Genomic DNA, 23,524 nt, shown 5'->3' on the forward strand with positions numbered 1-23,524 from the left:
TTTCATCGAGTTGTATTTTATTTTTTCATTTTACTAACGGGGATAAATCCAGTCTTCTCAACATTCTTATCTTGGAATTCAGCACTCATAATATAGTCTAAGAAAGCTTTTACAGTTCCGGTAGGCTCTCCTTTTGTGTACATATGTTCATAGGAGTAAATAGGATACTGTCCACTAATTACTGCTTCTGGGCTGTACGCAACTCCATCAAACTTTAACGCCTTGACAGTGTCTTTCAAATAAGCTGCATCAATATAGCCAATAGCCCCAGTAGTTTGGGCGACACCAGTGAGCAAATTGCCTGTTGAATCTTGAGCGGCGGCAGCGTCAGTCATCTTTTGACCGTCCATTACGATCTTCTCAACATTTAAGCGGGTTCCAGAAGATGCAGCCCGACCAATAATGGATATTTTGAGGTCTTGACCACCAACATCTTTCCAGTTGGTTATTTTTCCAGTAAATATATCCGCTGCTTGAGCTTTAGTTAAGTTATCAACTTTGACATCTTTATTAACAATTAGTAAGAAAGGAGCTACGCATACTTGATGATCAACTAATCCTGCACTTTTTAGTTCTTCTGGGCTGACGACGTCAGAGTTACCAATCTCAATAGAGCCGCTGGCAACATTATTTAGGCCAGTCATAGAACCACCACCGCTCAGGTTAACTTGCACACCGGAGTTTTTAGCCATGAACTCATCGGCAGCTAATTTGACAAGGGGTTGTAAGGCAGTTGACCCTGCTGCAGAAATAGTTTTCTTGTCAATGGATGTAGAGCTTGGAGCAGGGGTTGTAGTTGGGACCGCAGTTTGACCACATCCTACCAGAGCCAGTAAAGCGATCAAAGTGGTACTTACAAGAGCAACTCTCGATTTAGATTTAAACAATTTAGTTTCCTCCTTAATTTTTATTAAGTACAGATTGATTATAATAGACGATTGTAAAGTATTAATGAAATCAATGTAAAGTTTGAGTTAAATTTCAGTTCTTGGGTCGATGTGTAAACGTATACCCGACTCCACGTACAGAATCGAGAACTGGTCCTAAGGGCTTCAATTTATTTCGCAAATGACTAATATGAACATCAAGTGCTCTGGTGCCTGTGCCGGAAAGATTGCCCCAGACCTTTTGGATCAGATATTCTCGACTGAATACTTGGTAAGGATTTGTTACGAAGAGAACTAGCAATTCAAATTCCTTTACTGTTAAGTTTAGAGGTTGTTCTGCTAAGAAAACACTGTAGCTTTCTTTGGTTATCTTCAACTCTCCCCATTTCAGCGGACTGTCATTGGTATTAGTTATTCGATGAACTTCTCTGAGTCTAGCCTTTATTCTCGCGGACAATTCTCTAGGATTAAAAGGCTTAGATAAATAGTCATCGGCACCTAGCTCAAGCCCGATTATTTTGTCTGTCACATCGTCACTAGCGCTTAGAATTATTATCGGAATAGTATTGGTATCCTTCTGTGAGCGCAATTTTTTAGTTACATCAAATCCATTAAGCAGTGGCAACGTTAAATCAATGATAATAAGATCGGGTTTATCCTTCCTGGCAAGTTCTAACCCTTGTTCCCCATCTGATGCTTTAATAACCAAAAAACCTTCTTTTTCCAAACTAGTCCGCAGGACTTCTTGTATCTGCAGTTCATCCTCAATGACTAGAATACTTGGCATAATAAAACTCCCCTCAATAAGGCCCCCCCTTTACTTTTATGAATCACGTTTTTTTAGCACCTTCATTTTAATTTACCAATGTAAAGTCTTAATGAACGGAACGTAAATTTACTGTTAAATATTAGTATCGTTATATAAACAAAGGATTTTCAACAAATTATTAGGTCCTTTTTAGCTTCTAATAACATCTCAAAGATAGCCTCTGCAGTTCTTTCGGCAGACTGGCTTTTTAATGATGAAGCAGCTTTTTCTCGCATTTCAGCAATTTCCTTAGGATTTGTTAAATAACGTTTTAAAAGGCGATATAGATCTTGTTCAGTATTTGCTACGTTTCCAGCACCTAAACGAAGAAGAAAATCAGCATTCGCTTCCTCCTGACCAGGAATAGCTTTATAGATTACAAGCGGCAAGTGTTTGGTTAGAGCCTCGGAAACTGTTAACCCTCCGGCTTTTGTAATGATCAAAGTCGAAATTGACATGAGTTCCTCTATATTATAAACATACCTTAGCCGTATCATAGGATTAGGGGACTGTTCAATTACCTCTCCTACTGAATTATAAAGCTTGTCATTTTTCCCACAAACAATAATCGACTGAACAGGAACGAAAGAATTTGCTAGTCTATGGCAAATTCTTTTTGTTCTTTTAAGACTCTCATACGCTCCTCCCATGACTAAAAAAATGGGAACATTAGGATTTAGTCCCAACCCAGAAATAATGTGACCTCGATCTATTTCCGATTCAAATTTCGGGCTGACCGGGATCCCCGTCACAAGAATAGATCTCTCTCTGATTCCCCAGGATACTAAACTTTCCTTTACCTCCTCACAAGCCACCATATAACGATCAACACCTGGATGGACCCAGTGACTGTGAACAGTATAATCGGTGATCACGGTGATTACCGGAACCTGAAGGATTTGTTCCAGTCTCAATTGGGCCAGAATCGAAGACACAGTTGGATAGGTACATACAATCAGATCTGGAGCAAAGGCCTGAATGCAGCTAAGAAAATCCTTTCGTCCTAATTGCTTAAGTAATCGTTGAATCATCGAATCAGGATGAAACTTAGCAGTTTTATCATAAAATTTTCCCCAGAGTTTAGGGGTATGTTTTATCATCTCCATGTAAACGTTTTTAGCCATGGTGTTAAACCGCTTACTGAGAAAATCGCCAAAATCCAAATGCATTATCTTTGCTGAAGGTGCTTTGATCTGTATACCTTCAATCACAGCTTCGGCTGCTCGAAAATGTCCGTTTCCAAATCCTGCAGAAAATACGAGAACCCTTAACTGCCTCAACTCTATTCCTCCCTCTTAACAGCCTTTTTACTGCAATAATTATTAGGAAGTCACAAAAAGCTCGACTAAATCAAATTGGCTGGAATGTTAAGTGTTAATTTTTTGACTGACAAAATCCAAAAAACCTGCAGAAGTGGCAATTGTCAAAGGAATTAAAGTTTCCGACGCTTTTATATAGCTCTCTTCAGAGCATCCTTCCTTCATTGATACCAGAGAGTATAAAGGTCCGGAAGCATGAGCATTATGATCAATCCATTGCGCGGGATGTGAAAATGGCAGATACGCACCCTTTATAGCAGGAAACTTATCCCAGTTTTGGGTGGCCCATGTTTCAAATTCTCTATGGCCGTCGAACAAAACCCCTAACGAATGATGAGGTACACACATGTCTTGTATTAGGTGTAACGCTGCTCCCAAGAAAAACATGCCTTTATCAAGGTTCTTGGAAAAAAGGCTAAATGCCTTGTTGAAATAGTATTGGCACTCAGCGGTTGCGCCCGGCCAGCCGATGATTCCCTGCTTGTCAGGATGGCTGTAAAAATGATTAACGTTCTTCCAACCGCTATCAGCCCAGTATAAGCCTTTGGTGAGCGCCAAGTGATAAGCATCGAATAATGTGGCTGCATCCACTTTCCCATCCTGCTTCAATACACTATAGGCCTGTTTTAGACAATGAGCATGGGTTACACCTGGAGTGTCAAGAAAACATTGCAAGGGTCCCGCCGAAGCAAGAAGTATCTTCGTCATCTTACTGAGTGTTTGACCAATAATCCTTTCATACATAATCAAGTCAACACCTCTCCTTTGTTCTATAGATAATTCTAAGGCATAACTGTAAAGAATGTATTATTCCCATGTTAAAAAAACATTCAGTTTTGTTAATTTCAAGTTATTTTAAATTATTTGTTTGTAGAATTACTCATTATATAAATACAAAGTAGGTTAAGCTCCTGCAAATAGAATAAAGTTAACTAATCGCGACTACTGAGAGTAAATTTAACAATAAATTAATATTCAATTCATCAAAACTTTACACTAAGACATTATTATTTAGTAAGGATATTTTATGAAAAGACTTGAGTCAGAGGCTATGTTTGATCTAAAAAGGAGTTTTCAGATGTTTAAGTCGCTAGATATAAGCCAACGGAAATTATACCGCCTACTAAGAGATGACAAGACAGTCTGGGTTTTATATCTTGACATTGTTAAATTTCAGGAGGTGGAATTTCGGTACGGCTACAAAATTTGCAGACAAATCTTGGAGGAAATTGAGAATGAAATAAGTCATACGATTAAGCAGCAACGGAATCTCTACCTGTTTTCTCATTTTGAAAGCAGGGGTGGGGACGACTTTGTTGTTTATTTCGTACCAGGAAAAAACATCCATTGGAACATAACGGAAGTCATCGAAAAATGGGTTATTCCTCTGGAAGAAAGGTTTAATCACAGAATAAGGAAACTGGTGAGCGAGAAAATCAGTCTTCGTTCGGGAATTGCCCAGTGTATCAACGAAACTGGCCGAAGCCCTGATTATTTACTGTATGCCGCTGTGAAAGAGGCTTTCCTTCTAAATAAATCCGAACCTGATCCCAATTTTTTTGCTCGCCGCCAAGAGATTACCTATTTAATCGAAGAACCCGAAAAATACCTGAAAGCCGCTTTTCAGCCAATCATTGAAGCTCGAAGCGGAGAAGTGTTTGGTTTTGAAGCATTGGCTCGTATCCCAAGCTCTACTTGTTTTAACAATATTGCTGATCTCTTCCCATTTGCCGAAAAGATTGGGCAGCTCTATCCAATCGAAACACTTTGCCGGCGTCAAGCCATTACTTCCTACCCTTCAATATCCCAAAACAAAGAGAGGCTTTTCCTTAACATTAACCCCCTTGTCCTAATTGACCCTGAGTTTGCCTCTGGTCATACTAGAAAGCTCCTCAGTGAACAAGGGTTAACTCCTTCAGATGTTGTACTGGAAATTACCGAACGAAGTGCTATCGAGGACTTCCCCACATTCCGGGATGCCTTAGATCATTATCGTAAGCAGGGGTACTTAATCGCTTTAGATGACGTTGGAGCCGGCTACTCTTCCCTGCAGTCCGTTGCGGAATTGCATCCTGATTTTCTTAAAGTTGATCGATCTTTAATAAAAGGGGTTAATGCTGACCCTATCAAATGGGCCTTACTAGAAACGTTTGTAACTTTTTCTAAGCGTATAGGATGCCGAATCATTGCCGAAGGGGTAGAAACTGCTGAAGAAATGCGCACGGTGGTCCAATTAGGGGTAGATTACATACAGGGATTCTTTATTGCCAGACCCTCCTTTGACCGAAAGTGCATTAATCCGGCAGTTAAAGAGATCTTGGATGTCAAACATCGGCTCAAGTCTGCAGAACAAAACTCGATTCTTTCTATGGTAGAACCCTTGCCCCTCTTCAATGCTCACACTTTGGTTAATGCTGTAGAAGCTTATTTCCGTGACCATCCTCACCAATGGTTAGTGGGCATAACTGAAGACTCCCGTTTAGTCGGTGTAATGCAACGAGACAGGCTATTTTCTGCCCTAGGTACTCGTTATGGTGTCACTCTTTATTCTGAACGCACTATTCCAATTCTTATGGATACAAATCCACTTATAGTTGAAGACACCACTCCTTTGGAAGTGGTGTCTAGTTTAGCTATGCAACGTTCTGGTTCTCAGCTTTATGATGGTATTATTATCGCAAATCAACGCAAGCCGATAGGGTTGGTCTCAGTGGCAAATTTAATTAAAACCATGGCTGAGAGACAGATCCAAATTGCCCGAGGTGCTAACCCACTAACCGGGTTGCCCGGCAACCTCCTCATTGACCAAGAAATTCGACAGCATTTAGAACGCAGATCGACCTTTGGCCTAATATATGTAGATCTTAACAAATTCAAATATTATAACGACTTATTTGGTTTCCAACAAGGAGATGTAGCTATTAAGATGTTAAGCGAGGTTTTACTGAATGCATCCAACAATACTGCTCAGGAAACTTTTGTCGGACACATTGGCGGCGATGATTTTATAATCATCACCTCATCTTTAGAACTGGAAAAATTAGCAGTTAATATACTCTTCCAATTCGAACAATCATGCAAGCAGTTAACCGGAACAGAAAGCCTTAGCGTTGCTCTGGCAGGCCTCATCATAAACAACGCTGAGCAAAATTGGACACCTTTGCTCGTTTCCGAGCGGGCTGCCCAGATCAAGAAAGAAGTTAAAGCAATTGGAGGCAACTCTTATTTAGTTAGATAGGGGGAGTAAATGTAATGAAGTGGTTCAATAACTGGAAAACATTTTATAAAATCAATGCTTTGGTTCTTATCATGGTTGTCTTCATGCTTGGTTTAAGTTTTATGGGGTATTACTATTATCGACAAGCCAAAGTGGCTATGAACGATATCTATTCAAATTCCCTGATTTCAGTGAAATTGATTAATGAGGCTAATGCTAATGTCCGAATGATCCGCAGTGTCAACACAGAACTTCTTTTGGCCCCTCTGGACTCTTCTCAGAAACAAAACTTGCTTATTCAGACAACTGTACTGCAAGGCTTGATCAATGAGTCTCTAGACAACTATACTTCCCATGCCCTTGAGCCCTTTGAAGTTGCAAAACTGACAAAAGTAAGAGATGGACTGCAAAAATACAGTAATGAATGGCAGCAGGTAGTTCTTCTCCTAGATCGTAATGACAAGGACGCTGCCTACGCCTATTTTTCTGTTAACGTTACCAAAATTCTAGAGGAAATAAACACCTTGCTTCCCGAACTTGTAGATTTCAGCGCCCAGAAAGCCCAAAGTACCATCTCCCGCGAAAATCTTAATTTCATTCGTGCCGAGAAAGTTTTATTTGGCTTTCCTCTTGCCGCCGCAGTACTGGCTGTGACCATCGGGGCCCTGGTAGCTCGTGCCATTTCCAAGCCTTTGCAAATAATGCTGGCAAATGTTCGAGAGCTGGCTGCAGGAAATCTAACAGTAACCCGGATCAATACTGAATCCAAGGACGAAGCCGGACAATTAACACAGGCTTTTAATCAGATGACAATAAGTCTGTCAACTTTGGTAAGCAGAGTTTCAAAGTCCTCCGAACAAGTAACCTCCTCTGCCAACCAGCTCTTAACTATTACAGAACAGGGATCGAAGGCCTCCGGCCAAATCTCCCAGTCCGTCTCAGAGGTGGCATGCGGCACGGAAAGACAAGCTGGCGCAGTCAGCGAGACTGTGGTAGCTCTAGAACAAATAAACGCTAACATTCAAATAGTAGCAGAGGCAGGTCAGCGCGTCACAGACCTGACAACAAAAACGGCTATTGCTACGAAAGACGGGCAAATGGCTCTCACACAGGCCGTTAAACAAATGGACAACGTCAGTGAAGGAACCCAAGTTGTAAAAAATGCTATTACTTTACTGGCTGATAGCTCTGAACAAATAGCAAACATTGCTCACTTAATAACCAGTATCACCGAACAAACCAACCTTCTTGCCTTGAACGCCGCCATTGAAGCTGCCCGGGCCGGTGAACACGGACGCGGTTTTTCCGTAGTAGCTGAAGAGGTTCGAAAGTTGGCTGAAAAGGCTAAATCAGCAACTGGACAAATCTCAGATTTGGTTGTTGTTAACCGGGAAAATATCTCCCACGCTACTGATGCAATGAATGCTGAAGAGATTTATGTCAATGATAGTATTAAAGCGGTAAATAAAGTAGGTTACGACCTCAAGGATATTCTGAAAATGGTTGATGAAGTGTCTGAACAAATTGGTGGAGTTTCCTCTTCCATACAGCAAATGGCGGCAGGAAGTCAACAAATCGTTTCAGGGGTTCAAGATATCGGCACAGTTAGTCAGAGTACAGCTGGACAGGCGGCAAATGTATCTTCAGCCATTGATGAATTCACTGCTTCTATCGATGAGATAAACCTTTCTTGTCATAGTCTGTCAAACTTTGCTCAGGACTTACAAAATGGGGTTAGCAAATTTAGGATTTAAAGCGTGCTTCACTATCAACTCTGCAATAATGATGGGGATGTAACGAAACTTGTTTTCTAGTTTATTACATCCCTGCTCTGTTTGTAATCCCCTTATATATTTGAGGACTGTTCACCACTTCAAAGGTGTACAGTCCTCTATTTTAGGATAACGCACCACCAGTTTGAAAAAATCTCAAGTTTCGTTACGGCCCCATCTTTATCAAAACTAATTAGGCATATTGGTAGTGATAACCTTCTTTAATCAACATTTTTTTAACTTTAGTCAACTCCGTTGGATCAAAGAAATGTACCTCTTTTCCGTTGCGACTTGTCCAAATCTGCGGAGATAAATGTCCTTCCTTAATAAGCTTTTTAAATTTAAACCTTGAAACTTCCAGATAGTATGTAGCTTCTTTGGAATTTAATAAGGAATATTGATATTGCTGGGTCATTGATCTTGCCTCCTTTTTAATACAGACAGGCGTAAAACCTTTAAGAAATAAATCTTTTCGGAACCGACGCAAAGTATTAATAGGATTCCGTCGCAAAAAAGTTATTAAGAGATTTTTCGATACTTTTGTCAGAGTATTGATAATACAAGGCTTGTTGTTAGTGAACCCATTTTATAGGTACCTCCTCTTTTCTATATGTATTAACACTATTAAATATATACTTTCATTGTAAAGTTTTGCTTAACGAACTTTTAGGTTTAGGTTAAAAGCATCACTCGAGATAGAATTTTAGCAACAAAGGTAAACAATCGCTATCAGGGGCAATATGAGATGCCCCCGCTCTTTCATGACCACTCCCATAATGGGTTATTTGTCACGCGACACGCCCACTAATCCCGTCTTAACGGCTTCTAGATGCACCATCGTAAAGACCTCTAAGTAATAGAGAAACAGCCGGTATTAACGCTGCCAGCATTATGTCCTTATAAGGGATATTTGAAAATTCTGCCATGATAAACGCCGCTGCTCCCATGACTGGAGGCATTAACTGACCGCCCCCGCAAAGTAAGGCCTATAACCAATGTTTTGTTCAGCGTCAAGAAATTCACATCAATATAGTGAACTCTTTCATTAAAACTTTTCTATAGAAATCGAAAATCCTACCATCTAAGTAGGAAGATCTAAATCTAAATCTTATTCTTATTTCTGTTTAATTATCAAACTCCTCACCCTTTACTCCATGATGAGGATAACCCAGTTTCACAGAAATCTCACGGGCCGCTTTCTTTACCAGTAACGAGATTTGCTCTGCCCTTTCCTCTAAGAACCCAAAAGACCTTCCTGAAACAGAAATACTTGCAAAAACGTTTCCATTATCATCATATATGGGAGCAGCCACTCCATATGCTCCAAAATCTACGTCTCCGGCCGTCACAGCAACACCTTCCTGGCGAATGCGGGTGAGTTCTTCCTTTAGTACATTCGCATCAATTGTGCCCTTATCACTTACCCTAATTAAATTCTCGTTTTGAAGATATGTATCAATAAACTCCTGTGTTTGGAAAGCTAACAAAACCTTTTTCGATGCACCGCAATGCAGTGGAAGACCGATTCCGAAAGCAGCACGAATTGCTATTGAGTATGGCCCTTCAACAATTTCTATTCCCAAACCCATTTTGCCTTGTTTCTTTGTTAAGAGAACTGATTCCCCTGTGAGTTTGCCCATCTCCTGCATTATCGGCAGTGCAATTTTACGCAAGCCCAGCTGATTAGTTGCCACTTTTCCTAATTCAATCACCTTCATACCAAGACGGTATTTGTCAGTATAGACATCCTTTTCTACAAATCCATTACGGTGCAACGTAACCAATATTCTATGTATTACACTCTTAGAAAGTTCTAATTTCTTGCTAAGCTCCGTGACTCCCCATATGTCGTCTTCGTTGGTAAAACAATTTAGGATTGCCAAAGCCCTTTCGACGGTTTGTACACCCTCACTTTGCATTGCACCACCTCCTCTCATTTACCTGCATACTGAAAGCATAGTACTCATGTTTGTTATAATATTGTATATCTCTCAACATTTAAATGCAATTCATATAGGTTATTTAATCATAGGCATCTATTTCTTAAATATATCAATGTCGTAATACACTTCGTTTCGTGACTTTTTCGAGATAGGTGTCGTTATCTGTATCACTCTCTTTTCGGACATTTTTCTGCATTATTCTCGACGTAAAGCTGTATCTGCGAAATCATAAACAGCTTAATAAGCATTCAATCTTTTATAACCATAATATAATAGTAAAACCTCTGACTTCTAAGTTTCAGAGGTTATTTAAAGAATCTCTTTTCGCAATTGAACTTGTCTCAATAAATACCCAAGTAATGATGGACCACCAAACTAAAAAGGTGAAATATGCCATAACTGGGTAAAACCAAGGTTTAAAATCAAATAATCCAACATTATGAACTAAATAACCATACATAACGCTGAATGCAGCAAACCCAAGGACATAGAAGTATTGAAACATTTTTTGTGGGGGTAAAAATCGAAGAAAACACATAACTGTAAGAATCCAACTAGGTGGAGAAAGTATGTTTTGCCCCAATACGTTGAATATTCCAGCATTTTCAAACCAAATAATATGAAATAGATTTTGAAATAAACCTACTACTACTACATCACCTAATCCTCCAAGAAGCATTGCATAAATAAAATATTCCTTAAAATCTTTCTTAGGGATGGTTATAAGTACGACAATAAACATTAGAAATATGAACGACGGATAAAAAAGTATAGATAGCATATACTCTACTCACCTTTTCCTTCTAGTTTCTTAATCAATTCAGAGACTCCTACAAGTAGGTTTTCCTTATTCTCACACAAATTTCTTATGGTTATAGTTTTAACAAAAGTTCATGAATGTATTCACAAGTATTAACTCAACTCTCATTGTCGGACCTTAATCAACTTATCGCGGGGGGATAGAAAGAAAGGCTTCAAACTGTCTAAATAACAAAAAAAGCATCTTGAAAACTCAAAATGCTTACTAACCATAACAATTTTGGTGCGCCACCCCAGATTCGAACTGGGGACCTGCCGATTAAGAGTCGGATGCTCTACCAGCTGAGCTAGTGGCGCACATGCAACAATTAAGAGTATACTTTCCGAATGTTAAATTGTCAATAACTTTATGATTATGACTTATTAATATATAGATATTATGTTTATGTCATCATGCAATCAGCTAATTTCTAGTTATTGATTTTATACGGCGGCTGCTAAGTTAAGAATAGCTTGAGCATATACTTTGGTTGTTAAAAGGAGATTGTTGATAGGAATGTATTCATCTGGACAATGGATTACTTCCGGCTCGCCTGGAAAAGTTGGGCCAAAGGCAACTCCTTGGGGCAGAGCTTTAGCATATGTTCCTCCGCCAATTGCAAAAGCAAAGGGCTCGAGGCCGGTTACATCAGAATAGGCTTTCAACAAAGACTGAACTAAATTGCTCTCTTTTGGGACGTGATGTGCCTCTTGATGATTTAATATCTTAATTCGAAATTGCCTTTCTAAAGCAATCTTTTCGATCGGCTGAAAAACATCGTCAAGCTGATACGTAACAGGATATCGGATATCAATTACTAAGCGAGTATCCTCTGATGTCAATTCTAAAATACCAAGGTTGAGGGAAAGTTTACCTGAAGGTTCATCCCTTAAAGCCACTCCAAACCCTTCTCCATAAAAGCCTGTGCCGGGATTGGTTAAAATGAAATCTAAAACTTGTTGTTCCTCGGAGCTCAGTGGTAACGTTCCCAGGAATCTTAAGGCGTAGAGAACTGCATTTTTACCATTTTGGGGGAGGCTTCCATGGGCACCTACTCCTTTAAAAACAAGCTTGATCTCTTGTTCCGATTTCTCGCTTACCAAACTACCGCTAACCCCTTCCGGGAAAGAGAAGTCGTTTAATACCTTAGCCAGATCATCGTAAGAGATCCCCTTTAAAGCAACATCACAGCGATCGGGAACAACGTTAGCTCGTTCTCCGCCGCGGACGCTTACTAGATGCGGAAAAGAGGTTGCGTGTGATTTAGCTAATTCCAGATGGAGGATACCTTTCTCAGCATGAATTACAGGGAATTCAGCATCCGGTGCAAATCCGATTTTAGGAGTTTCTTCTTTTTTTAGATAATAAGCCATATCCTCCCAACCAGATTCTTCATCAGTGCCTAAAATTAGCCGAACTCTCATCTTTAAGGGAATGTTGGCATCTTTAATGGCTTTCATAGCAAAGAGCGCTGCCAAAGTTGGCCCTTTATCATCCAAAGCTCCTCTGCCCAGAATCTTGCCATCAACAATAGTTGCACTGTATGGAGGCACTGACCATCCATCCCCTTCCGGAACAACATCAATGTGCCCCAGAATACCTAATAGTTCACCAGTGCCCATCTCAATATGTCCTGCATAACCATCAACATTTTTGACTGTAAAACCAAACATTTGTCCAAGTGCCAAAGTCCATTCTAAAGCATCTTTAATCCCCGGGCCGAAGGGTGCACCCTCTGAAGCGTGCTCAATATCTTTGACGCTCTTAATTTGGATACAGGCCTGTACTGCGGATATTATGTCCGCTTTCATTAAGTCAATCTGTTGGTCAAGACGCATATTCTAATCATTCCTTCATAATTTTATATTTGCTGATCCAACCTAGCATACCCGAATTAAGAAATGAAGTTGCATAAAACAGCAAATCGACTCTAATTCTGAATTAAGGTGTTATGTTAATGGAGAAAACTTAACTTCTACGGTTGCACCTCTGATTACAATTTTCCCCGCTTGGGGTGATTGTTGATTCACCAAGCCGCTGCCTGAGAAGTTAAAGTGTAATTCTGACTTTGCCAGCGTTTCTCCGGCCTGTCGCATAGTCATGCCTGTTAAATCCGGAATAACTATTTCCCCCCCAACGGGTGTGCGCTCAGGGATAACCGGTTGAGGCAATGGTCTGACGGCAGTGTCACTAGGGGAAATGACAACTGTGCTCTGCGTATCATTGGATACAGGAAGTCCATAATATTGCAATGCACCTTCTATTATCGCTTTAGCTCTCGGTCCCGCTAATGTCCCACCCTGATGTCCATCTTCGGTTTTGGGGGTATCGATTATTACAAGTACTGCAATTTTAGGATCTTCTGCCGGTGCGTAAGCTGCAAATGAGGCAATGAAGTCTGTTGTCGAATACCCCCCTGTTTTGGGGTCTACTTTTTGAGCAGTTCCCGTCTTTCCTGCAACCCTTATACCAGGAATACTAGCTGTATTTCCTGTTCCATTAGAAACCACTTGTTCAAGAATATTTGTCATTTGGTTTGCCGTGGATTGTGAAACAACCTGCCGCACAGAAGTGGGTTGTTTTTGTTCAACGATTTGACCATCAAAGGTTGAAATCTTATCTACTATATAGGGTCGATAAAGTGTTCCACCATTGGCGATTGCGGAAATTGCCGTTAATAATTGGATTGGAGTAACAGAATTGGCTTGGCCAAAGGACATAGTTGCAATATCAATTTCCCGAATTTTTTCTTCGGGAAGGAGTAATCCACTTTCTTCTCCAGAAATATCAATGCCTGTCTTAGACCCAAAACCGAAAGCCTTCAGATATGTATCAAAGATTTCTTTACCCATCTTTAATCCGACCTGGGCTAGTACGACATTGGAAGACAACTGCATTCCTTCGGTAAAAGTAGGATAACCATGAGGCTTTTGATCAGAATCCCAGTTTGTAATATAGAGGGGCGATATGCGTAAGAATCCAGGATCTTCAAACGTATCCTCCGGTTGAATTTTCCCTTCTTCAAGTGCCGCAGCACCAGTAATAATTTTGAAAGTCGAACCTGGTTCATAGGACATACTGATAGCTAAATTTCGCCGAACTTCGGGTGCAACATTATTATAGTCTGTAGGATCAAACGAGGGGCGGGATCCCATGCCCAAAACACGTCCTGTCATCGGATCCATAGCCAGAATCGTGACACTATTAGCATTAGTAGCTTCCATTGCCTGATCTAATTGTTGTTCAATATAATATTGAATTGTGGCATCTAAGGTTAAGGTTATCGAGTTTCCAGGCCTTGAGGGGTCTCCTTGGTTGAGCGCATCCAATATAGAACGTGCTTTTGTGTCTTGCTCTTCGGATTGGAACCCTGGCTTACCAAATAACTCCTTATCATAATAGTATTCAACACCTTCTACACCATGACCGTCTTGCTTCACGATTCCCAGTGCTGAGGCAGCAAACATTCCCATAGGATAAACACGTTTCTCTTCTTCACTGTAGCCTACTCCTGGAATTTTCAAAGCATTAATTTCATCTGCTTTTTGAATATCCACTTGATGTGCCAGACTTATCCAAGCCAGATCTTTATTGAGCTTATCAAGTATAACTTGCGGATCAATTTCTAAGATACTTCCCAGTTCTTTAGCTACATCTTCTTTGCTTCGCTTAAATTGATTGTTCTCAATCTGTTCACTCAACATCCTAGGGTCAGCATAGACTTCTTTGACAGGGATACTTTGAGCTAAGACGTTGCCTTGGGAATCAAAGATTGCGCCTCTATCTGGTCTAAGGCTTTGATCAATCGTTCGTCTCTCAATACCTTTAGCCTTGAGGTTTGAAGCCTGAACAACTTGAAGAACGACTAGCCTTCCACACACAAGAAAAATTATCACAAGCAATATTAATTGTATCCAACGATCGCGTGAAAAATAGTTGGTTTTTATTCTGCCTTTTTTCAAAGTGTCCCTCCTCTCTTCTTACATTATAACATTTAAGTGAGTACTTCCTAGTTCAATAATCGTTAATTTTAAGCTTTTATATCTTGTATGTGAAGAGAGTTATTTTAGAAAGATTATCTTCAAATCCTGGATATGTAAGAAGGGATGAAGGTACTTAGGTAAGCTTAGTTCCGAAAAAGAACTTACGCTTTCCTAACTAACGATGACTCTGTAAAAAGCCACCTTGCTAAGAAACCGCAAGTTCTTGATTCTATTTTGTCCCCTGAAGGCTCAAAAATACACTTCAAAATAGAGGTATTTTATGTAAATCCGGAACAACTTAGACCTTTTTTTAAGTATTAAATCTTGATTGATTGGACAAGAGAACAGTGGTTATTATACCCATAAGCAGACCTCCAAGATGAGCGAAATTATCAATACCCGGCTGAGTAAGTCCAAACCCAAAATTGATAAGTATGACAATAACCAGATTCATACCGAAGCCAGACTTCCAAAGCAATGGCCGTTTTAAGCTATAGTACAAGAGCGATCCTAAAAGTCCAAAAATAGCACCTGAAGCTCCCGCAGATAAGGCTGAGGAAAAGAAAAAGCTGGCAATTGATCCCCCAAGCCCACTCATAATATAGATCACAAAAAAACGTCCATGTCCAAACCTTTCCTCACTGAATGGACCTAACGACCATAATGCATAAAGGTTAAAGACGAGGTGCAAGTAACCTATATGAATAAAAGTGCTTGTAAGTAAACGCCATACTTCACCTGCTTGAATCAGGGTGTTTACCTTAGCTCCAAATGCAATAAGGACTCGCTGTTCTGTAGACCCTCCTGCTAGGGTCATTAATATAAAGACGATAAGGTTTATCCCTAAAAAAATGTAGGTTAAAAACGGAATGAACTCTTTCTCTGCCCTCTTGTTTATCCCCACGTCATTTCCGTTGGCTAGTTGTTTTAACCATTTAGGTATCAATGGATCATTTGTTGGAGGAAAGGGGAACAGGTTACCTTGTTGAGTATCCCAATACCAAAGCTGTACACCCGGAAAATGGTTATTCTTCAAATCAGAAGAATCAATTCCATTAGGGCAAAAAACAATTACATCCCATTGCGAAAGATTGCCGCAGCTTTGTATCAAGGTTCTAAAGTCTTGGGGAAGATTGTTTATATTTCCAAATAAAAGCCCGCGTTTCAGTGACTCGTGCGTCGCAGACATCCAGTTCCCTTCTAAAGTAACGAGCTTCCATCCCGATTGTCGAAGGGTATTAAATATTTGTTCGAACATATCTCACCTCTATTCAAATATCTCCTAATACTGCTCGCAACAAACTCGGTATGCCATAATCATTTTTTCCAGATCCATACCCGACATTGAGCAAAGCCATCTCCGGAAAAGTTGATTGCTCGGCTAAAGCACGAATAAGAGCAGCTCCCGTCGGGGTAATAAGTTCGCCGGTGATTCCTGAATCACGGAATTTAAATCCCTTCAACAGCATTAGTGATGCGGGTGCAGGTAAAGGCAGAGTTCCATGGGCACATTTCACAAAACCATGTGACCAAGGCAGCGTCGAAACCTTGATGGAATCAATATCAAGCTGATCTAAGGCGATACACGTTCCAACAATATCAACTAGGGAATCAACTGCGCCCACTTCATGAAAATGAACCTCATCAATCGTCGTTCCATGAATATTAGCCTCTGCCTCGGCCAAAACATTAAAGACCTTAAGGGCATTCATTCTGGCTCGTTCGGATAAATCCCCACTAATAATCATTTTTCGAATATCCGGGAGACGGCGGTTATGGTTATGCTCGTAGTCATGTTTATGTTTATGATCGTGTTCGTGTTCGTGTTCGTGGTGATCGTGATCTTCGTGATTGTCATACTCTAAGTTTTGTCCAGGAATTTCGACATTAATGTCTGTAGCTTTAATCCCATGAACTTGTCGTTCCCGTACATCAAGCACAAATTCGGTCAATCCCATCGAGTGAAGCTGATTTACAATAATTCCCGGATCAGCTCCTAAGGCAATCAAGGACCCTAGAGCCATGTCGCCGCTTATGCCAGCAAATGTATCCCAGTATAAAATTTTCAAAGTCAATACTCCCTCCTACTGATGTCTCGTTATACGGCGCACTATTGCAGAGGCTAAAGAGGCTGCCCCAAAACCGTTGTCAATATTCACGACTCCAATTCCTGAGGCACAGCTGTTTAACATACTGAGTAAGGCTGCCAGGCCTTGAAAATGAGCACCATACCCTACGCTGGTTGGCACTGCGATAACTGGTTGCTCTACCAGCCCGCCAACAACGCTTGCTAATGCCCCCTCCATTCCTGCAACAACAATTAACACTTCAGCTCGATCCATAAGTTCTCTCTGTCCCAGAAGTCGATGTATCCCGGCCACCCCGACATCAAAAAGTGTATCAACGTCATGGCCCATATAACGAGCTGTCAGCCAAGCTTCTTGGGCTACCGCCAAATCCGCAGTTCCGGCAGTCATGATTAGTATTTTGCCAAGAATTGTGGGTTCAGATAAGGGGCGCAAGAGGAGACAACGAGCTAGTCGATCATAGATAGCGTCTGGAAAATGAGCTAAGATCAGTTCTGCATTTTGGGGGTCAAGTCTGGTACCCAAAACATTTTGGTCTTTTTCGCCTAAGTGTTTAAGTATCGAAATTATATGTTCGGGTTGTTTCCCTTGACAAAAAATCACTTCTGCTTGCCCAGTTCTGAGGGCACGATGATGATCTAAGCGGGCAAAGTCTAAGTTTTCATAAGGAAGATCTTTTAATTGGTGAAACGCTTTATCTGGGGAACACGAACCTTGATGAACAGATTCTAGAAGGGCTCTTATAGTCTCTTCATTCATTAATAAACCTCCTGTTAAATGGGATTGAGACTTCCCGAACGGAGCCCCATTAAGTCTAAGGTAACAAATCGAAAACCCAATTCTAACAAAGGGGCTGTGATTTCAGCATGTTCCTGGATACATTTCGGAAAACTGTTAATGGGAATCTCAATGCGGGCAATTTCTCCGTGAACTCGCACCCGACATTCTAAGTGTCCCTTTTGCTGAAGTATGGCTTCAGCTCGTGCAATACGCTTCAGTAATTCGGCATCAATTGCATCTCCATAAGGGACTCTGGAGGCTAAACAAGCCATCGAGGGTTTGTTCCAGGTTGGTAAATTGCGAAGTTTTGATAAAATTCGTATTTCAGCTTTAGTGAGACCTGCTTCCAAAAGCGGACTAATAATGCCTAACTCTTCAAGAGCTATCCGCCCCGGACGATAATCTTGGGCATCTGAAGCATTTGTTCCATCAATAACTGTAGTATTATCCTTGCTTTTGCTCAATTCAAGAAATGTCTCGAAGAGTTTCTTCTTACAAAAATAACAACGATTTGGCGGATTATTTCGGAACTCCTGAAGACCCAAAACATCAAAGTCAATCACTTGTACCGGAAAATTATATTTTGGGACTAAAGCGAGAGCCTCCTGTTCTTCTTGAGTCGAAATCATCAGCCCGCGGGCAAAAACCGCTTGGCAATTTTGACCTAAGGATTCTTGAGCGACAGCTAAAAGATAGGTTGAATCTACTCCGCCCGAAAAGGCAACCAGGACCTTATTTAAGGATTTTAATCGTTTAATAAGTTGAACTTCTTTCTCGCAGACCGCTTCTTGCAGATTGATATCCAATGAGGATCGATCCCTTCCTTCGTCTATATTCTACCCATTGCAGAAATGCCTGTCAAAGATCTTATACAAAGAAAAGAGCAAAGATGGGTGTCAGCCCTCCCTGCTCAGTATTAAAGTTTACTACTTTGTAAGAGTACTTATCTTTTGTTCTTGCAATAAGATAAGTACCTTACGTAAAAACTTAACTCTTACGGCTATTCTAGATTACCCATTTTTCCAGGAAACTCCGAATCCACCTCTAGGATACTTCCAATCAATATTCCCAAAGGGACACCCGATAAGGCAGGTGCCACACTCAAGGCATCCTTCATAACCAACTGCAATACGTTTTTCTTCTTCGTCCCAATCATAAACATGAGCCGGGCAAAAACGGGTGCAAGGTTTATCTTGACACTGCTGCAAGCATACATTGGGGTTAGCGATCTTAATGTGACTCAATTTATCAGTGTTAAAACGAACCAAATATAGTTTGTCATCTAATTTCATAAGAGCGCCCTCCATGCTCCATAAATATCTTTAATTAAACCGCCTTTCGAACGGTTTTCGAAGGCCATCTTGATAATTTCCTTTTGACGTTGTTTCTTAGGCGTCCCATCTGCTGTTAAATACATCTTAGCAGCTTTAGATAATAACTTGGGATATACTTTTAAAAGATGTGGATTTTCCTCAAAGAATTTGCCCATATGGCGATAATGGTGAAGGTCTTTAAGAACAAAGGAATCTCGCAGGCGGGTTTCGTAAACAGTCATGGCATGGTCACTGACATCGCCAGCCTTGATGGCCTGAGCAGCAACTTCTCCTGCTATTTTACCTGAAATCATGGCAAGATTTGATCCTTCTCTATTCAACGAATTCATAAGCATTGCCGTATCTCCGACGACAAGAACCCCTTGTCGATGCAGTTTAGGAACTTGAGTATATCCGCCTTCAGGTATTAAGTGAGACAAGTATTCCTTAGTTTCACCGCCTTGAAGAAGTCGTTTTACATAAGGTTTTGATTTTAAATTCTCGAGAAGATCATTAGGGGTCCAATTATTGCGAATTAAAGGTTGAAGGATTGCACCAACGCCAATTGAAATGGATTCTTTATTGGTATAGATAAACCCTACACCCATCATCCCTGCAGTGGAATCCCCATATAATTCAATGGTCGCCCCTTGCCCTTTCTCAAGACAGAAACGATCTTCTATCTTTTCCTTAGGTAAGGCGATGACTTCTTTTACGGTAACTGCAACCGATTCTGGCCTTAGGGGTTTAGCTAATCCTGCTTTAACAGCTATGAAGTTATTTACCCCTTCAGCAAGGATTACAACCTTGGCTCCTAAATCTCCTTCAGCTCGTCCTGTACGAACTCCGACGACCTGATCTCCCTTATATAGCAGATTTTCCACCAGAGTTTCTGTAATAATCATAACACCAGCTTTTTCAGCCTGCTCCGCAAGCCAACGGTCGAACTTTACTCGGAAAATTGAATGTGCATTATACGGCTCTTTACCCCAAGCAGGATCTCGGTAACCTGCCATGATAGACTCATCGCCACTCAACATGGCGATACGTTGTTCAATGATTGGACGTTCTAAGGGTGCTTCTTTCCAAAACTCTGGTACAACCATATCAGTAGCTTTTGTATAAAGTATGCCTCCCATTACGTTCTTAGTTCCTGGATAGTCTCCACGCTCGATGACGACAGTTTTCATGCCGGCACGTGCAGCACTGAGCGCGGCAGACAGGCCAGCAGGACCACCGCCGATGACGATTACATCAAAGTTTTCCATGTTTGCCCCTCCTTAATTTGCCACGCCATGCTGAAGGCGTTTCTTAAACTCTGCAGTCATTGCAGGAACTATTTGAAAAAGGTCTCCAACAATGCCGAAATTAGCAACTTTTAATATTGAAGCTTCCGGGTCATTGTTAATCGCAATAATGCAGTCAGATGTTTCCATACCCACTAAATGTTGTACGGCTCCTGAAATTCCGATAGCGATATAAACTTTAGGCCGAACCGTTACCCCGGATTGCCCCACTTGTTGATCGTGAGTCAGCCAACCAGCTTCCACTGCTCCGCGCGTACCAGCTATAGTTCCTCCTAGGACATCCGCTAATTCTTCAGCAATTGCCAAGTTCTTCTTGGCCGCAAGACCTAAGCCAACCGCCACAATTATTTCTGCCTTATCCAAGAAGGCGCTCTTAGCATCGCTCCTGATAAACTCGATAATTTTAGTGCGGAAATCACTTTCGTCTAAGGTGAATTCCTCTCGAATCAATTCACCTTCTCGACCATCTATGCGTTCTGGCATTGCCATAACTCTTGGGCGTACCGTTGACATTTGTGGACGACTAGTGCGACAAAGAATTGTCGCCATAATATTTCCGCCAAAGGCAGGGCGGGTTTGTTGTAAGAGCTTTGTCTCTGGATCAATGCCAAGCACCGTACAATCAGCAGTTAATCCAGTTTGTAATTTAGTAGCGATAGCTGGAAAAACATCTCTTCCCATAGAAGTTGCGCCCATTAAAATAATTTCTGGTTGATATTTTTTAACCAGACTGGTAATTGCTTCGGCATAAGGTTCAGTTCGGTAATCGTTAAGAATAGGGTGATCAACTACATAGACTTTCTCAGCCCCATAAGCAAAAGCTTCCGGAATAACACTGTCGATCTCATTGCCCGTGATCACTCCGCTGAGTCCGCACCCTATAGCATCGGCTAGCTTTCTCCCTTCGCCCAGTAATTCCCAAGAGACAGGAGCTACTTTCCCATTAGTGTATTCAATAATAACCCAAACCCCACTCCATACATCTCCACCGGCAACCGGCGTAACTTGAGCAGGAATTGTCTTTTTATCATTATCTTGAGCATAGTCTTTAACCGCTTCGGGCAGAGGATCTTTTAAGTTAAATTTAGAACCAGCCTCTGGATCAAGCTCTTCTTTAGACATTAAAGGTTGATTGGGAATGGCAAGTGCATTCGTAGGGCATACAAGGACGCATTTACCGTGGTCTTCGCATTTTTTCGGATCCACCACTGCTATCCCATCGATCAGGTCCATAGCTTCCACTGGGCATTCCACGACACAAGCTCCGCACCCAATACATTTTGTCTTGTCAACTGCGACAGTCATTAGCGCTTGCCTCCCTTCGCAAGGGGATTAACCATGATAACATTCGACTGAAATAGTTTTTGTACTACAGTTGCGGCTATCGAGGCTGGATCTTTTGAAGCATCTATTATTTCCCCGCCACTGCGACTAGGTGGTGCAAAAATTCTAGAAACGCTGGTAGGTGACCCTTTAAGGCCCATTTGTTTGACATCAAACAGAAGGGTCTTGGCATCCCACGTTTCAGGTTCATAGGCGGCGGCTTTCATCATATTCGGAAGGGACGCGTAACTCAAATCGTTAAGTTCTTTCTCTACGGTAAGTAATGCAGGCAACTGAGCTTGAACAACTTGACGCCCGCTTTCTGTCTTGCGTTCGACGGTTATAGAAGTTTCAGTAAGCTCTCTAACCTTTATGGCATATGTCAACTGAGGGAATCCCAGGCGTTGAGCAATCCCCGGACCCGTTTGGGCGGTATCTCCGTCAATGGCTTCTTTTCCTGCGAATACGAGATCGATAGGTTCCGTTTCATGCAACTTTTTTAGGGCCATCGAAAGAATATAAGCTGTAGCTAAGGAATCTGAACCACCAAAAGCACGATCACTTAGGAGGATTGCTCGATCAGCACCATAAGACATAGCTTTCTTCAATGCTTCTTTAGCTTGCGGAGGACCCATACATACTATTGTAACCTTCCCTCCGACTTTTTCTTTAAGGCGAATTGCTTCTTCCAAACCATGTGCATCATAGGGATTAATAATTGATGGCACGCCCTCTCGCATGAGGGTATTAGTCACTGGGTCGATACGTACTTCAGATGTATCTGGAACTTGCTTAAGGCAGACCACGAAGTTCACAACAAATCCCTCCTTTGTATTTAATCTCCAGATTAAAAAAAACTGCCTGAAATAGTTATTATTTTTATATACTAGTATAAAAGCAACCTTATTTCAAGATTTAAACCATGTATCTTGATAATTTTAATAGGAATTCTCATAATTAGTATTATTTATACCTACTCGGAATCTGCTAAATACTTTTCAACCTCAACCCCAGCCAAAGCACCATCTCCAACTGCAGTCGCTACTTGACGCAGCGGCGTGTTGCGAATGTCTCCTGCAGCATATACGCCTTGGATATTGGTTTGTAAAAGAGCATCAGTCAGAATATAACCACGGTCATCTGTTTCAATTTCCTCATCAATAAATTGGGCATTTGGATCTGTCCCAACATAAATAAACACTCCATCCGCTGGGATATTTCGTGTTTCATTACTGAGTACATTGCGGACGCGTACCCCTTCAACATGGTTTGAACCAAGTATTTCCTCGACAACAGCATTTAGTTCAAAACGTATTTTCGGATTATCTTTGGCGCGATTTAAGACGATCTGAGAAGCACGAAAACCTACTCTTCTGTGTACAATCGTCACTTCTTCTGCAAATTTAGTAAGGTATGCCCCTTCTTCAATGGCAGCATCCCCTCCACCAACAACCACAACCTTCTTTCCTTTAAAGAAGGCACCATCACAGGTTGCACAGTAGGAAACTCCGCTTCCTCGGAAATTGTCTTCACCAGGGACACCTAATAACCTAGGCTTGGAACCTGCAGTGATAATAATAGAACGCGCTTCAAGAACTTGACCGGTTGTATGTATTTTCTTTACTGCTTCCTTTAGCTCTAATTTTTGAACTTCCTCAAAGATAAAGTCAACACCAAACGCCAAAGCTTGCTTATGAAACAGATTCATAAGTTCATATCCATTAATTCCGTCCGGAAATCCAGGATAGTTCTCGATATTTTCCGTTGATGCAGCTTGACCGCCAGGCATCGCTAATTCTACTACCGCTGTTTTAAGTCCTCCCCGTGCGGTATATATTCCAGCTGTTAGACCTGCAGGACCAGCACCCACAATAATAACGTCATACATGACTTTCAACTCCTCTTTACTATTTACTCACATACCCCTTAAGGGTATTAAATACGTAGATAGTATATCATAGTTTATCCAGAATTAAAAAGAATTTA

General features: G+C 41.1%; 21 protein-coding genes and 1 tRNA gene. 2 read left to right on the forward strand and 20 right to left on the reverse strand.

The annotated features are described in order from the left end of the window. Positions 1 to 17: 17 nt before the first annotated feature. The 4 genes from LJE72_RS12330 to LJE72_RS12345 form a co-directional block, all read right to left on the reverse strand. Positions 18 to 887, reverse strand: coding sequence for a phosphate ABC transporter substrate-binding protein (locus LJE72_RS12330; RefSeq protein ID WP_229247866.1), 870 nt, complete (start codon positions 885 to 887; stop codon positions 18 to 20). 94 nt (positions 888 to 981) lie between these two features. Then, a complete protein-coding gene (locus LJE72_RS12335) occupies positions 982 to 1,674 on the reverse strand; it encodes a response regulator transcription factor (RefSeq protein ID WP_229247867.1) in 693 nt (230 codons plus the stop codon). Positions 1,675 to 1,823: 149 nt separating this feature from the next. After that, positions 1,824 to 2,975, reverse strand: coding sequence for an MGDG synthase family glycosyltransferase (locus LJE72_RS12340; protein ID WP_229247868.1), 1,152 nt, complete (start codon positions 2,973 to 2,975; stop codon positions 1,824 to 1,826). 87 nt (positions 2,976 to 3,062) lie between these two features. Next, a complete protein-coding gene (locus LJE72_RS12345) occupies positions 3,063 to 3,758 on the reverse strand; it encodes a zinc dependent phospholipase C family protein (RefSeq protein ID WP_229247972.1) in 696 nt (231 codons plus the stop codon). 334 nt (positions 3,759 to 4,092) lie between these two features. Here LJE72_RS12345 and LJE72_RS12350 point away from each other — a divergent pair, with 334 nt between their 5' ends. Both LJE72_RS12350 and LJE72_RS12355 read left to right on the forward strand, forming a co-directional pair. Then, positions 4,093 to 6,252: a GGDEF domain-containing protein gene (locus LJE72_RS12350; RefSeq protein ID WP_229247869.1), complete on the forward strand. Its 2,160-nt coding sequence runs from the start codon at positions 4,093 to 4,095 to the stop codon at positions 6,250 to 6,252. 14 nt (positions 6,253 to 6,266) lie between these two features. Continuing rightward, positions 6,267 to 7,985: a methyl-accepting chemotaxis protein gene (locus tag LJE72_RS12355; RefSeq protein WP_229247870.1), complete on the forward strand. Its 1,719-nt coding sequence runs from the start codon at positions 6,267 to 6,269 to the stop codon at positions 7,983 to 7,985. Between the two features lie 211 nt (positions 7,986 to 8,196). Here the strand turns inward: LJE72_RS12355 and LJE72_RS12360 are convergent, their stop codons facing one another. The 16 genes from LJE72_RS12360 to trxB form a co-directional block, all read right to left on the reverse strand. Beyond that, entirely contained in the window at positions 8,197 to 8,418 is a 222-nt protein-coding gene (locus tag LJE72_RS12360; RefSeq protein WP_229247871.1) for a hypothetical protein, read from the reverse strand. Positions 8,419 to 8,818: 400 nt separating this feature from the next. Then, positions 8,819 to 8,962 carry a TRAP transporter large permease subunit gene (locus LJE72_RS12365; protein ID WP_229247872.1) on the reverse strand — a complete coding sequence of 48 codons (144 nt, stop codon included), beginning with the start codon at positions 8,960 to 8,962 and terminating at the stop codon, positions 8,819 to 8,821. Positions 8,963 to 9,127: 165 nt separating this feature from the next. Further along, positions 9,128 to 9,922 (reverse strand): IclR family transcriptional regulator, encoded by a 795-nt coding sequence (locus LJE72_RS12370; protein ID WP_229247873.1) that lies wholly within the window; start codon positions 9,920 to 9,922, stop codon positions 9,128 to 9,130. A 322-nt stretch (positions 9,923 to 10,244) separates the two neighbouring features. Then, complete coding sequence (locus tag LJE72_RS12375; RefSeq protein ID WP_229247874.1) at positions 10,245 to 10,727, reverse strand: hypothetical protein; 483 nt, start codon at positions 10,725 to 10,727, stop codon at positions 10,245 to 10,247. 259 nt (positions 10,728 to 10,986) lie between these two features. Continuing rightward, positions 10,987 to 11,062 (reverse strand) — tRNA-Lys (locus tag LJE72_RS12380). A 126-nt stretch (positions 11,063 to 11,188) separates the two neighbouring features. Beyond that, positions 11,189 to 12,583, reverse strand: coding sequence for a dipeptidase PepV (gene pepV / locus LJE72_RS12385; protein WP_229247875.1), 1,395 nt, complete (start codon positions 12,581 to 12,583; stop codon positions 11,189 to 11,191). A 111-nt stretch (positions 12,584 to 12,694) separates the two neighbouring features. Beyond that, a complete protein-coding gene (locus tag LJE72_RS12390) occupies positions 12,695 to 14,692 on the reverse strand; it encodes a penicillin-binding transpeptidase domain-containing protein (protein ID WP_396390984.1) in 1,998 nt (665 codons plus the stop codon). A 346-nt stretch (positions 14,693 to 15,038) separates the two neighbouring features. Continuing rightward, positions 15,039 to 15,986, reverse strand: a complete 948-nt coding sequence (locus LJE72_RS12395; protein ID WP_229247877.1) for a rhomboid family intramembrane serine protease — start codon at positions 15,984 to 15,986, stop codon at positions 15,039 to 15,041. Positions 15,987 to 15,999: 13 nt separating this feature from the next. Further along, on the reverse strand, positions 16,000 to 16,797 hold the full coding sequence (locus LJE72_RS12400) for a LarC family nickel insertion protein (RefSeq protein WP_229247878.1): 798 nt from the start codon (positions 16,795 to 16,797) through the stop codon (positions 16,000 to 16,002). A 15-nt stretch (positions 16,798 to 16,812) separates the two neighbouring features. Further along, the gene (gene larB / locus LJE72_RS12405) at positions 16,813 to 17,574 is read right to left on the reverse strand and encodes a nickel pincer cofactor biosynthesis protein LarB (protein WP_229247879.1); all 762 of its coding nucleotides are present in this window, start codon (positions 17,572 to 17,574) and stop codon (positions 16,813 to 16,815) included. A gap of 14 nt (positions 17,575 to 17,588) precedes the next feature. After that, positions 17,589 to 18,401, reverse strand: a complete 813-nt coding sequence (gene larE / locus LJE72_RS12410; RefSeq protein ID WP_229247880.1) for an ATP-dependent sacrificial sulfur transferase LarE — start codon at positions 18,399 to 18,401, stop codon at positions 17,589 to 17,591. Positions 18,402 to 18,605: 204 nt separating this feature from the next. Continuing rightward, a complete protein-coding gene (locus LJE72_RS12415) occupies positions 18,606 to 18,887 on the reverse strand; it encodes a ferredoxin family protein (RefSeq protein WP_073029009.1) in 282 nt (93 codons plus the stop codon). After that, positions 18,884 to 20,176: an FAD-dependent oxidoreductase gene (locus LJE72_RS12420; RefSeq protein ID WP_229247881.1), complete on the reverse strand. Its 1,293-nt coding sequence runs from the start codon at positions 20,174 to 20,176 to the stop codon at positions 18,884 to 18,886. Before LJE72_RS12420 ends, LJE72_RS12415 begins: the two co-directional genes overlap by 4 nt. 12 nt (positions 20,177 to 20,188) lie before the next feature. Continuing rightward, positions 20,189 to 21,520: an electron transfer flavoprotein subunit alpha/FixB family protein gene (locus tag LJE72_RS12425; RefSeq protein WP_229247882.1), complete on the reverse strand. Its 1,332-nt coding sequence runs from the start codon at positions 21,518 to 21,520 to the stop codon at positions 20,189 to 20,191. Then, a complete protein-coding gene (locus LJE72_RS12430; RefSeq protein ID WP_229247883.1) occupies positions 21,520 to 22,353 on the reverse strand; it encodes an electron transfer flavoprotein subunit beta/FixA family protein in 834 nt (277 codons plus the stop codon). Before LJE72_RS12430 ends, LJE72_RS12425 begins: the two co-directional genes overlap by 1 nt. A 158-nt stretch (positions 22,354 to 22,511) precedes the next feature. Next, a complete protein-coding gene (trxB, locus tag LJE72_RS12435) occupies positions 22,512 to 23,426 on the reverse strand; it encodes a thioredoxin-disulfide reductase (RefSeq protein WP_229247884.1) in 915 nt (304 codons plus the stop codon). Positions 23,427 to 23,524: the final 98 nt, after the last annotated feature.

The sequence above is a fragment of the Desulfosporosinus shakirovi genome (assembly GCF_020595055.1).
In the GTDB taxonomy this organism is placed as follows: Bacteria; Bacillota; Desulfitobacteriia; order Desulfitobacteriales; family Desulfitobacteriaceae; genus Desulfosporosinus; species Desulfosporosinus shakirovi.